This window comes from Paenibacillus sp. 453mf, from assembly GCF_900116105.1.
GTDB lineage: Bacteria > Bacillota > Bacilli > Paenibacillales > Paenibacillaceae > Paenibacillus > Paenibacillus provencensis.
The window spans coordinates 16,135-28,110 of record NZ_FPAC01000012.1 but is presented as its reverse complement, the minus strand read 5'-3'; the positions used below and the strand labels follow the sequence as shown (position 1 = coordinate 28,110).

General features: G+C 46.4%; 10 protein-coding genes and 1 other annotated feature (1 of these 11 only partly in view). All 10 genes read left to right on the top strand.

The annotated features are described in order from the left end of the window. Positions 1-276: a binding site (T-box leader), on the top strand (it extends 5 nt beyond the left edge of the window). Positions 277-339: 63 nt separating this feature from the next. Next, positions 340-3,009 carry a valine--tRNA ligase gene (locus tag BM415_RS23520; RefSeq protein ID WP_091161754.1) on the top strand — a complete coding sequence of 890 codons (2,670 nt, stop codon included), beginning with the start codon at positions 340-342 and terminating at the stop codon, positions 3,007-3,009. A gap of 80 nt (positions 3,010-3,089) precedes the next feature. Beyond that, on the top strand, positions 3,090-4,466 hold the full coding sequence (locus BM415_RS23515) for a bifunctional folylpolyglutamate synthase/dihydrofolate synthase (RefSeq protein WP_091161753.1): 1,377 nt from the start codon (positions 3,090-3,092) through the stop codon (positions 4,464-4,466). A 4-nt stretch (positions 4,467-4,470) separates the two neighbouring features. Then, a complete protein-coding gene (gene murC, locus BM415_RS23510; RefSeq protein WP_091161751.1) occupies positions 4,471-5,841 on the top strand; it encodes a UDP-N-acetylmuramate--L-alanine ligase in 1,371 nt (456 codons plus the stop codon). Between the two features lie 128 nt (positions 5,842-5,969). Then, positions 5,970-7,223 carry an SPOR domain-containing protein gene (locus tag BM415_RS23505; protein ID WP_091161750.1) on the top strand — a complete coding sequence of 418 codons (1,254 nt, stop codon included), beginning with the start codon at positions 5,970-5,972 and terminating at the stop codon, positions 7,221-7,223. A 120-nt stretch (positions 7,224-7,343) separates the two neighbouring features. Beyond that, complete coding sequence (locus BM415_RS23500) at positions 7,344-7,586, top strand: DUF4321 domain-containing protein (protein ID WP_047914296.1); 243 nt, start codon at positions 7,344-7,346, stop codon at positions 7,584-7,586. Positions 7,587-7,703: 117 nt separating this feature from the next. Continuing rightward, positions 7,704-8,309 (top strand): Maf family protein, encoded by a 606-nt coding sequence (locus BM415_RS23495; protein WP_091161748.1) that lies wholly within the window; start codon positions 7,704-7,706, stop codon positions 8,307-8,309. A gap of 62 nt (positions 8,310-8,371) precedes the next feature. Beyond that, on the top strand, positions 8,372-9,061 hold the full coding sequence (gene radC, locus BM415_RS23490; protein WP_091161747.1) for a RadC family protein: 690 nt from the start codon (positions 8,372-8,374) through the stop codon (positions 9,059-9,061). Positions 9,062-9,228: 167 nt separating this feature from the next. Next, positions 9,229-10,263, top strand: coding sequence for a rod shape-determining protein (locus BM415_RS23485; RefSeq protein WP_091161744.1), 1,035 nt, complete (start codon positions 9,229-9,231; stop codon positions 10,261-10,263). 281 nt (positions 10,264-10,544) lie between these two features. Next, entirely contained in the window at positions 10,545-11,384 is an 840-nt protein-coding gene (gene mreC / locus BM415_RS23480) for a rod shape-determining protein MreC (protein ID WP_091161742.1), read from the top strand. Continuing rightward, positions 11,384-11,917: a rod shape-determining protein MreD gene (gene mreD, locus BM415_RS23475; protein ID WP_091161741.1), complete on the top strand. Its 534-nt coding sequence runs from the start codon at positions 11,384-11,386 to the stop codon at positions 11,915-11,917. Before mreC ends, mreD begins: the two co-directional genes overlap by 1 nt. The last annotated feature ends 59 nt before the right edge of the window (positions 11,918-11,976 follow it).

The window sequence follows — 11,976 nt, the reverse complement described above, 5'->3', positions numbered from 1 at the left end:
GACTTGGATCGGGAATAGTAGGCAGTGAAGCCCTTCAGAGAGTGGAATTGATATGGTGTGAAATTCCGCAGGATAGCGAGCTGTACCGAAGTCGCCCGTGAGTTGCCCTTTTGAACTTTCTTGTAGGATGAGGAAGCTAGAATGCGGCCGGTAGCAGCCGTTATCTGCCTAATGGAGTGTCATATCGAGATATGTTTTCTCTTTACAAGTGAATTCTGACCTGCTCGGGTATGAAACAAAGGTGGTACCGCGAAAGAATGGCCTTTCGTCCTTTGAGGATGAAGGGTCTTTTTGTATTTTCAAGAATGTGTTAAACGAAGATAATTGGAGGAATGTATGATGTCAGAACCGACAGCAAATCCGAATCAGACGGAAATGTCGACAACTTACGATCCGCGTGCAGCGGAACAGAAATGGTATCCATATTGGATGAATAATGAATTTTTCAAGGCAGGTCAGCGCAAGGATGCCAAGCCTTTTACGATCGTCATCCCTCCGCCCAACGTTACGGGTATTCTTCATATCGGGCATGCACTAGACTTTACGCTGCAAGATATCATTATTCGAGCCAAAAGAATGCAGGGCTACGATGCACTCTGGCTTCCAGGCTCTGACCATGCAGGAATTGCTACACAAACGAAGGTAGAACAGAAGCTTAGAGAAGGCGGCGTGTCCCGCTATGATCTGGGCCGTGAGAAATTCCTTGAGAAGGTATGGGACTGGAAGGAAGAATATGCGAACACGATTCGTTCCCAATGGGCGAAGATGGGGCTATCGCTTGATTATTCCCGTGAGCGGTTTACGTTGGATGAAGGTCTATCCAAGGCGGTTCGCGAAGTATTTGTTAAACTGTACGAAAAAGGGCTCATTTACCGCGGCAAACGCATTATCAACTGGGATCCTGCTGCACGTACGGCTTTGTCTGACATTGAGGTTGAATACAAAGAGGTACAGGGACATTTGTACCATTTAAAATATGAGCTAAAAGACGGAAGCGGATCGATTACTGTTGCGACAACACGTCCGGAAACAATGCTTGGGGATACCGCAGTGGCTGTACATCCCGAAGATGATCGTTACAAGGACATGATTGGTAAGACCCTCGTGCTTCCGATTATTGGTCGTGAAATACCGGTGATCGCGGATGAGTATGTGGACCAAACGTTTGGCAGTGGTGCTGTAAAAATTACACCCGCCCATGATCCTAACGATTTTGAAGTGGGTCTGCGTCATGATTTGCCGCAAATCACCGTGATGGATGAGTCCGGTAAAATGAATGAAGAAGCCGGCAAGTATCAAGGACTGGATCGCAGTGACTGCCGCAAGCAAATCGCTCTTGATCTCAAAGAATCCGGAGTATTGATTAACATTGAAGACCATACACATCAAGTTGGCCATAGTGAACGTTCTGGTGCGGTTGTAGAGCCTTACTTATCCACTCAGTGGTTTGTAGCCATGCAGCCGCTTGCGGAACGTGCAATTGAAGCACAGAAGAGCGGTAAAGGAGTTAACTTTGTTCCTGATCGCTTCGAAAGAACTTATTTACAATGGATTGAGAATGTTCGCGATTGGTGTATTTCCCGTCAGCTGTGGTGGGGACACCGCATTCCTGCGTGGTATTGTGATGCTTGTGGTGAAATTCATGTCAGCCGCGAGGATATGACGGCTTGTCCGAAGTGCGGATCGCAGGAGCTTCGTCAGGACGAAGACGTACTCGACACTTGGTTTAGTTCAGCACTGTGGCCGTTCTCTACACTCGGCTGGCCGGAAGAGACAGAGGACCTGAAGCGTTACTATCCAACCTCTGTACTTGTAACGGGATATGATATCATTTATTTCTGGGTAGCACGTATGATCTTTACCGCACTTGAATTTACGGATGAGATTCCGTTCAAGGATGTTCTGATGCATGGACTCGTTCGTGATTCTGAAGGACGCAAGATGTCCAAGTCACTGGGCAACGGAGTAGATCCACTTGAAGTTATCGAAAAATATGGAACAGACGCGATGCGCTACATGCTCTCTACAGGGATTACTCCAGGTCAGGATCTGCGCTTCCGCTGGGAACGTGTTGAGCAGGCCCGCAACTTTGCGAACAAGATCTGGAATGCCTCCCGCTTTGCGCTGATGAACCTGGAAGGCTTCAAGGTGGAAGACATTGATATTACGGGTGAGCTGACTACAGCGGACCGCTGGATCTTGCATCGTTTGAACGAAACAGCCAAAGACGTAACCCGTCTGATGGATGCATATGAATTCGGAGAAACGGGCCGTACATTGTATAACTTCATATGGGATGATCTCTGTGACTGGTACATTGAGTTCTCCAAGCTTTCATTATACGGTGAAGATGCGGATGCAAAACGCAAAACACAATCCGTTCTCGCCTATGTACTTGATCAGACCATGCGCCTGATCCATCCGTTTATGCCATTTATCTCCGAGGAGATCTGGCAGCACCTTCCGCATGAGGGCGAGACCATTACTTTGGCATCTTGGCCGGAATTCAATGAGGCCTTTGTTAACGATAAGGCCGTTGCCGAGATGAATATGCTGATGGATCTTATCCGTGCAGTGCGTAATATTCGTGCTGAAGTTAATGTTCCGATGAGCAAAAAGGTTGAATTGCACATTAATGCAAGCGGTCAGGACGGTCTGAATATTATTGACAACAACCTGATTTATGTTCGTCGCTTCTGTAATACTTCAGAACTATCTACAGGAACAGAGCTGTCTACACCAGAGAAAGCGATGACTGCTGTAATCTCCGGCGCCGAGCTGTATTTCCCTCTTGCAGGTTTGATTGACATCGATCAAGAGATTGCGCGTCTTACGAAAGAGAAGGAAACACTGGATAAGGAAGTAATGCGGATTGAGAAGAAGCTGGGCAACGAGGGCTTTGTATCCAAAGCACCTGAGAAAGTAATCGAAGAAGAGCGCGCGAAGCTTGCAGATTATTCTGATAAGCGGACAAAAGTGATTGCACGGATTGACGAACTTCAAAATTAATTAATAAGAGACGGCAGGTGTTCCTATTAACGTAAGGGATGCCTCTCTCTTACTTACTTTATACTTAGAAGGTGAATCATATGGATCGAACCACTGGAAATAGTACGGCTGCTCCGCTGAATACGTATAATGACGCGGTCGCTTGGATCAACAATCTTATTCCGTTTGGAATCAGACCTGGACTTTCCCGCATTGAATTGCTCTTGTCTAAGCTGGGTAATCCCCATAAACATCTGAAGTTTATCCATGTCGCAGGAACAAACGGAAAAGGGTCTACCTGTGCCTTTTTGACGTCGGCCTTAAGACAGTCCGGTTACGATGTAGGTACATTCACTTCACCGTATATTACCAAGTTTACGAATCGGTTTCAGTACAACGGGAATGACATCCCTGAAGAAACTTTACTGGTGCTTGCAAGACGCCTTCATCCGTTGGTAGAGGAAGTGGCTGAGACGGAGCTTGGGTCTCCCACTATGTTTGAGGTTGCGACGGCGCTTGCAATTCTGTATTATGCTGAGGTGTGCTATCCCGATGTGGTGGTATGGGAGACTGGACTCGGGGGAAGGCTTGATGTAACAAATATCGTGACTCCCATTATTTCCGTGATCACCAATATTGGAATGGACCACACAGATATTCTTGGAGATACGATCAGCCAAATCGCAGCTGAAAAGGCAGGAATTATTAAACCCGGCGTTCCTGTCGTCAGTCTAGTAGAGCAGCCGGAAGCGATTCAAGTCATTCGTGAGGTCGCAGAGAAACAGAAATCCACCTTATATCTTGCTGGTGACCAGTTTACATATGAGCAGGTTCAGGTTAATAAGGATGGACAGAAATTGCATTTTAGAGGACCGTTTCGTGAACTTGATGTCGAGCTTACATTGCAGGGCAAGCATCAATGTGCCAATGCCGCTGGGGCTTTGATGACACTTGAAGTGCTGCGCCAATACATGGCGTTCTATATGGAAGAGGAAGATTTGCAGAAAGGTTTCCGACTTGCCTCTTGGGCAGGCCGTTTCGAGAAGGTGTCCGACGAGCCGCTTCTCATTCTGGACGGAGCACATAACCCTGAGGGGGCTGAGATGCTGGCACAGAGCATCAAGGATCTATATCCTGAGCGGAAACTAATTTTAATGATGGGCATGCTGAAGAATAAGCATCACAAATTGTATTTTGAGCATATACTGCCACTAGTGGATACGCTTATCCTGACTGAGCCAGATTTCCGACGTAAAATGGACGCGGCCCAGTTAAAAAATATGGTAGAAGAGCTTCGTCCATCCTATGCCAAACCAAACCTTGACATCATCGTAGAACCTTCATGGAAACAAGCATTGAGCATACTTAAGTTACGGACGGAAGCGGAAGATCTGGGGGTTGTGTCCGGCACATTATATTTAATTGCCGATGTAAGGGCCGCCCTTCTGCATCAAACCGATTCTGAAAAAGGTTGGTGAAAATTTGTTAAACACTTCGGAACATGTACATTTTATCGGTATCGGCGGCTATGGGATGAGCGCCATTGCAAGAGTTATGCTGGAAATGGGATATACCGTCACGGGATCGGATGTCGTATCCCAGGAGCTCACTGAAAAGCTTGCCGCTAAGGGAGCAACAATATATATAGGGCATACGCCGGAACAAGTCCATGGTGCGGATTTGGTTGTGTATTCAACAGCGGCTTCCAAGGACAATGTGGAACGCGTTGAAGCTGAGCAGCTGAACATCCCTATTCTTCATCGTGCTCAAATGCTTGCAAGACTACTGAATGAACGTAAGGGAGTAGCCGTTGCTGGTGCGCACGGTAAGACTACCACTTCTTCCATGATTGCGCTCGTTATGGAGGAGTGCGGCGTAGACCCGACCTATATTATCGGCGGAGAAATCATGAACCTTGGTACGAATGCCAAGGCGGGCAAGGGCGAGCATGTTGTAGCTGAGGCGGATGAGAGCGACGGCTCCTTCCTGCAGTATCACCCTTGGCTTGGCATCGTAACGAATCTTGAAGCCGATCATATGGAGAATTACAACAATGATTTTAATGAGCTGAAGAATGCTTACGTCAAATTCTTGAATCAAGTCAAGCCGGAAGGCTGTGCGATTGTCTGTGCAGATGATGAGAACATTCAGAGCATCATGCCACAGCTCAAATCCAACATCATTACTTATGCGATAGATGCAGAAGCAGATTATACTGCAACGGATATTGAGCTCGGCGATCGCCATATATCATTTACGATGAATCATAGAGGTGCGCCTCTTGGAACCGTTGAGTTGTCTGTACCCGGGAGACATAATGTGAGCAATGCAATGGCGACAGTCATTTCTTGTCTCGAGGCAGGCATTCCGTTTGAGTCAATTGTGAAGGCAATTGTGAAATTCAGCGGGGCGAAGCGGAGATTTCAAGTATTGGGAGAAGCACGTGATATTCTCATTATTGATGATTATGCGCATCACCCAACGGAGATTGAAGCGACGATCAGTGCTGCCAAAGCGACAGGAAAACGGATTATCGCGGTCTTTCAGCCGCAGCGCTACACACGTACCTTCTTCCTGCTGGATGCGTTCAGCCGTGCATTTGGAGAAGCAGATGAGGTTATTATTACCGACATCTTCTCCCCTGCAGGAGAGAAACAGATTGAGGGTGTACATTCCTCCAAGCTGGTAGATTTGATCAAGCTCAACAGCAATCCAAATGCCGCATATATTCCTTCCAAAGAGGATGTTGTTAAGCAGCTCGAGCATCGTTTGCAGCCTGGAGATCTCGTTCTTACAATGGGAGCCGGAGATATTTGGAAGGCAGGCTATGAGCTTGCCAAAGGAATCAAGTAAGATCCGATTTACAGTTTGTGTTATACCAAGCACCGTTTCTTTAATTACAGAAACGGTGCTTTTTTTGCATAACTCCTCTATTAAGCACATATAGCTGTTAGAAAGGACAAGAGGAGGGTGGTTTAGCCTTGAACAAAGCTAGAATGACATTTCGTTTCAATGAGGACAAGCCTGCTGCCAAGCTCGAATCAGGCATAGTGAAGTCTGGCGATGAACAGAAGCTCAGCAAGGAGAGAACAACTGCGAACCGCTATGTAACAGACGATGTTCCTGCTGAAATGCCGCAGATCACCATCCCGCTGCAGACCGGGATGAGCCTTCCTCTTGACGAGCGGCAAGAAGAAGGTCGGACCGAAAGCTTCGCTATAGATGGTGCTTACGTGGATCGGAGAATATACGAAGATTGGGAAGAGCCTTTTGGATCTTATTCCTCTGTACCTATTATTGCAGGTCATGAGCACTACAAAGACCCGCAAGAGAAAGACAAGCAGCACCGTGATTCATATGAGGAACTGGAGGATCAGGATCGTTTCTATATGGATCATGCAAGTGAAAATTACACAATGTACCGGGGACCGCGAAATGTGTGGAAACTGGCTGGATCCATTATCGCTGCAGTCGTTACAGGTGTCATGTTCGGATTTGTTGCGATGTCCATGTTGAATTCTGAGAACACCTCAAACACAGTTTCGCCTGTAACAGTTCCTGCATCATCAGGTGTGACCCAAGACTCTACGGATCTTACAGTTACAGCGGCTGCAACCATCCCAGCTGTAAACTACTATATGCTCCAGTACGGAGTGTTCAGCAGTCCTGAAGGTGCTGAACAAGCCAAAGCGGAGCTCGCGTCAGCGGGTATAGCGGCAGGAAGCGATCCTTTGGATGAGCTGCGTGTGTATGCCGGAGTTTCAGCCGATCGTGAGGATGCCAAACTTATCAGCAATCAGTTAAGAACGGAAGGGGTAGAGCTGTACGTACGTGAGATTCAACTTCCTGAATTGACAAGCCTTCAGTTTTCAGGTGATCGGAGCACGGTTGCCGAGTTTTTTAGTTCCAGCCGGGCGGTTGCAGAAATATTGACCTCTTTATCAATCAGGCAGCTGGGTCAGCAGGAACAGAATGCACTGTCTGAAGCGGATATGAATGCTGTCACAGACGCTCATCAGTACTGGACAGGCACTGTAGCTAAGGTCAGAACCGGCTTGCCGGCGGAAAGTGAGTCTGTCGAGCTTCAAATGGAAGCCGCTATGAATACGGCAGTCACAGCTGTTACAGAATATAATAAAAATCCTTCCAAAGAACATATTTGGAAAGTACAATCACAGATCATGAATTATATACTGCTCGAAAAACAACTGCTTGAAATCATCAAACAAGCATAGTATGTGCGCTTATCCGGCATGGGACTGGAAATAGTTCCCCATGTCGGATTTCTGTTTGTACTTACGTCTAGGTTCCCGTATAATAATGAAGGTGTCAAAATATGGCGAGGGAAGAGTAGAATGAAAAAAAACTTCGGAATATTCATCTTGTTTCTGCTCCTCGGTTGGTTGATTGGAGCATCCATATCCAAAGGCTTAGAGCAGTTTGAGGCTCTTTCTTTTTTAACGAATGCAACGACGATCAGCTGGTCGCCAAAGGCAAATTTCGACATCATTAGCTATCATCTTAACATTCAATTGAAGATCAGCCTGCTCAGTCTGTTAGGGGTTGTTTTTGCGATTTGGCTTTACCGGAAACTATAGCTTTTTATTATCACACAATTGATGTAGTACAGAAGCTTGAGCAGGAGTAACCACAGACTAAAAAAGATATGTAACACATGCGAATAACATTATCATTCTTACGAAGGAGTTCATCTCTTGAAAAAGCAGCGGATTATACTCGCCTCCACGTCTCCAAGACGCCGGGAACTAATAGCGACGCTTGGTCTTTCGTTTGAAGTTCGCCCTAGCCACGCCCCGGAAGATACACCAGAAGACTACACACCTCAGCAAATTGTAGAAGAACTTGCCTACCGCAAAGCAAAAGCTGTCTATGATTCTTATGATTCCGATCTGGCAGGAGCCATCGTAGTAGGCAGTGATACGATTGTCGTGCTCGGCGGAGAAGTGCTTGGCAAACCAAAGGACGAGCAGGATGCTTACCGGATGCTGAGTATGCTTCAGAGCCGAACTCATGAAGTATATACGGGTGTTGCTTGTATATCAGGTGAGGATGGACGTGTAATTACGCGGCATCGCCGTACGAAGGTGAAGATGAAGCAGCTTGGACCAGATGCCATTCATGCCTATATACGGACAGGCGAGCCTTCTGACAAGGCAGGGGCATACGCCATTCAGGGTTTGGGCGCAACATTTGTTGATTCCATCGAAGGATGCTATTTTAACGTGGTGGGTTTGCCGCTTTCTTTGCTTAGTGAACAACTGGCGGAGCTGGGCTTGAACATGCTATCCATAGACGAATAGTAAGCAAGTAAGAGTATTAAGAAGAGAACGGGTTCGTTTTTTTATGTGAAAAGAGGGAGAAGATGAGTTCGCCACAGTACATGCTGCGCGACATCCCCCAAGAACAGCGCCCGAGAGAACGCATGATGGAATTAGGGGCGGGTGCATTAAGTCATACTGAGCTTCTGGCGATCTTGCTTAGAACAGGAACAAAGCAGGAGTCGGCCATTCATATCGCTCAGCGCATTCTGAATGAAGCAGGGAGCCTTCGCAATCTGGTGGATATGAGCGTTGATGAGCTGTGTCAGCTCAAAGGCATTGGTCCCGCCAAAGCGATTCAGCTAAAGGCAGGAATTGAGCTCGGGCAACGGGTAATGCAGACTAGATTGGCTGAGAGGCCTGTCATTCGCAGTCCGAGAGATGCGGCTGATTTGCTTATGGAACAGCTTAGGTATCTGCAGAAGGAGCATTTTGTCTGTCTCTTCCTTAACACCAAGAATCACGTGATTTCCCAAGAGACGTTATCTATGGGCAGCCTCAACGCTTCCATCGTTCATCCGAGGGAAGTGTTCCGGGCTGCCATGAAATGCAGCAGCGCCTCCATCGTATGCGCGCACAATCATCCGAGCGGTGATCCTGCCCCGAGTCCAGAAGATATACAGCTGACGCGTCGTCTTGTCAAAGCTGGTGAAATTGTAGGAATTGACGTGCTTGATCATATCGTTATCGGGGACGGGAAATATGCAAGTTTGAAGGAGCAAGGGTTCATATAATATAATGTGGTACGTTAACGGTTTTTTTATTAAGCGTAAATAACAAGGAGCGTTTTCCTTCATCGCTTCGATCGCTTTTTTTGAATCGGATTATAATGACGCAGCTGCTAGGCTTAGTTATGGGACAGCAGCATAAATAATGCAAGTAAAGAAAGGGAGAAAATAGCATGTTAGGTGGCTTTACAAAAGATTTGGGGATTGACTTGGGAACGGCGAATACGCTCGTTTACGTACGGGGAAAAGGCATTGTTGTCAGAGAACCATCCGTTGTTGCATTACGTACAGATACACAGGTTATTGAAGCTGTCGGTGAATCTGCAAAAAAAATGATCGGACGTACTCCTGGCAATATCCGTGCCATTAGACCGATGAAGGATGGAGTTATTGCCGATTTTGATACAACGGCAACGATGATTAAATATTTCATTCGCCAAGCTCAGAAGCAGCGTTCCTTCTTCCAGCGTCATCCGAACGTAATGGTATGTGTTCCTTCTGGTATTACGGCGGTAGAACAACGTGCAGTAGAAGATGCTACGAAACAAGCGGGAGCAAGAGAGGCTTACACAATCGAGGAGCCGTTTGCTGCTGCGATCGGTGCAGATCTGCCTGTATGGGAGCCAACAGGCAGCATGGTCGTAGATATCGGCGGAGGTACAACAGAAGTCGCAGTTATCTCCCTTGGGGGCATCGTGACAAGCCGTTCTGTACGTGTTGCCGGTGATGAGATGGACGAGTCCATCATTCAGTACATCAAACGCCAATATAACCTGATGATCGGTGAAAGAACATCGGAACAGCTCAAGATGGAAATTGGTTCTGCACTTCCGTTGGAATCTGTAGAAACGATGGAAATTCGTGGACGTGACCTTGTTACCGGACTGCCGAAGACAATTACAATCACTTCAGATGAAATTAGTGAAGCACTTGCCGATACAGTGGGTTCCATTGTTGAAGCTGTTAAAGTAACCCTAGAGAAATGCCCGCCTGAGCTGGCTGCGGATATTATGGACCGTGGCATTGTGCTGACAGGAGGAGGAGCTCTGCTTCGTAATCTGGACAAGCTGCTTGCAGGTGAAACAGGAATGCCGGTTATCGTTGCTGAGAATCCGCTGGATTGTGTAGCTATTGGTACAGGCAAAGCACTTGACAACATTCATTTGTTTAAAACAAGAAGCAGTGCTGCAATCAGATCTAAACGTTAATATACGAAACTTTGAAAGTCACAGCTAAGCAGGCTGCATCCACCCGTGCTGGCCTCATAGCGATAAGGCATAGCTGCATAAGGAGATGCAGCTATGCTCCAGATTTTTATGATGTTGCTACCCATGGGATAGTAAGTCAGTAGTTTAAGGTTCGCACAGCTATAGGACCACTACGTACTTGCTTTCCCTTTTTAAGTGAAGCTTATAATCGGCTTAGCATCATAACGAAATAAGGATGTTAGAGGGTGTTGTAACTGTTTAAATGGTTAGGCAACAAGCGATTGTTTATTTTACTCGTTGGTATTATCATTTTTATCGCACTTATGGGTTTTACGGTAGGATCGAGAGCAGGCTTATCACTGCCCGAGAAGTTTACGAAAGATATGGTCGGATTCGTACAGCAGGTCTTCTATAAACCGACTTCCTATGTTGCTGGGTTCTTCGAGGATATAGCTAATCTTAAGTCGCTGCAGGAAGAGAACGAGATTCTGAAAACCTCAGTCGCACAATATAAGCAAGAAGCGGTGAGATACGGGAATTTGGCAGAAACGAATCAGCGGCTTCAGGAGAATCTTGATTTCACCGAGGAACAAAAGAACAGACATAATTACAAGCTGCGGACAGCCCAAGTCATCAGTGTGAACTCGGATCCGAACAACAGGGTTTTGAACATTGATATTGGAGAGAATGCGGGGCTCAAGGTAGGGATGGCCGTAACGACGCTTGACGGGCTTGCAGGAACCATCAGCCATGTCAGCAATTTCACTTCTACGGTTACACTGTTAACGGCACTGGATCCAAGCTCAAGTGATGCTAATGCCATTGCAGCTACTGTGGTAGGCAAAGAGAATGATACTTTTGGCATGATTGAGAAGTATAACCCGCAAACGGGTTATCTGGAAATGACCAAAATCAGTGAGAACTCCAAAATTGCAAAAGAAGATGTCGTTATGTCCTCAGGAATTATCGAAGGATTTCCGAAATATATGATTATAGGGACAGTCAAGGAGATTAAGGAGAGTGAATTCGGGCTTGCACAAGTAGCCTATATTGTGCCAGCAGCGAACTTTACTGATTGGAAAGAAGTCTTCGTTGTTATTCCACCGGAGGTAACTCCATAGTGGCCGGGCGGAAGCAGTTACTGATCATTCTGTTGTTTGTGCTCTTTATTATTGAAGGGACTGTCGTGCCTTGGATCATCCCGGACAGCTGGCTTCCTCGAATTGGACACAATTTCGTGTTTATAGCCATTTTGTTCGTCACGGTATACTATCATCGCCATTCAGCCCTCGTGCTGGGAATTATATTTGGTTTGCTTCATGATGTGGTGTTCTATGGCCATATGATTGGTCCGTATTCCTTTGCAATGGGGTTAACAGCCTATCTGATTGGCTTGTTCTTCAAATCCCCAAGAGCTACGATGCCGGTCATGATGATGATGGTGATTCTGGGGAGTCTGCTGTTCGATACCATTCTCTTTTTTACCTATAAGCTATTCCGGCTAAATCAAGAATCTTACAATTGGGCACTGCTGGAATACATGATTCCAACCGTGTTTATTCATTTTATATTTGCATTGATTATTTATGTTCCGCTACGAAAGCAGCTTGATCGACTAACACGGCGTAGAGTAACAAAGAAGGATAAAGTGTAATAATATCTAACGCTTTTCAGGCAAAAAGAAGGAACTGCTGCGCTTCGGCACGAATGTTT

Excerpts from the sequence above, each read along its gene's own strand:
- BM415_RS23520 (WP_091161754.1), top strand. The coding sequence starts at position 340 with ATGTCAGAACCGACAGCAAATCCGAATCAGACGGAAATGTCGACAACT.
- BM415_RS23515 (WP_091161753.1), top strand. The coding sequence starts at position 3,090 with ATGGATCGAACCACTGGAAATAGTACGGCTGCTCCGCTGAATACGTAT.
- BM415_RS23500 (WP_047914296.1), top strand. The coding sequence starts at position 7,344 with ATGAAAAAAAACTTCGGAATATTCATCTTGTTTCTGCTCCTCGGTTGG.
- radC (WP_091161747.1), top strand. The coding sequence starts at position 8,372 with ATGAGTTCGCCACAGTACATGCTGCGCGACATCCCCCAAGAACAGCGC.
- BM415_RS23485 (WP_091161744.1), top strand. The coding sequence starts at position 9,229 with ATGTTAGGTGGCTTTACAAAAGATTTGGGGATTGACTTGGGAACGGCG.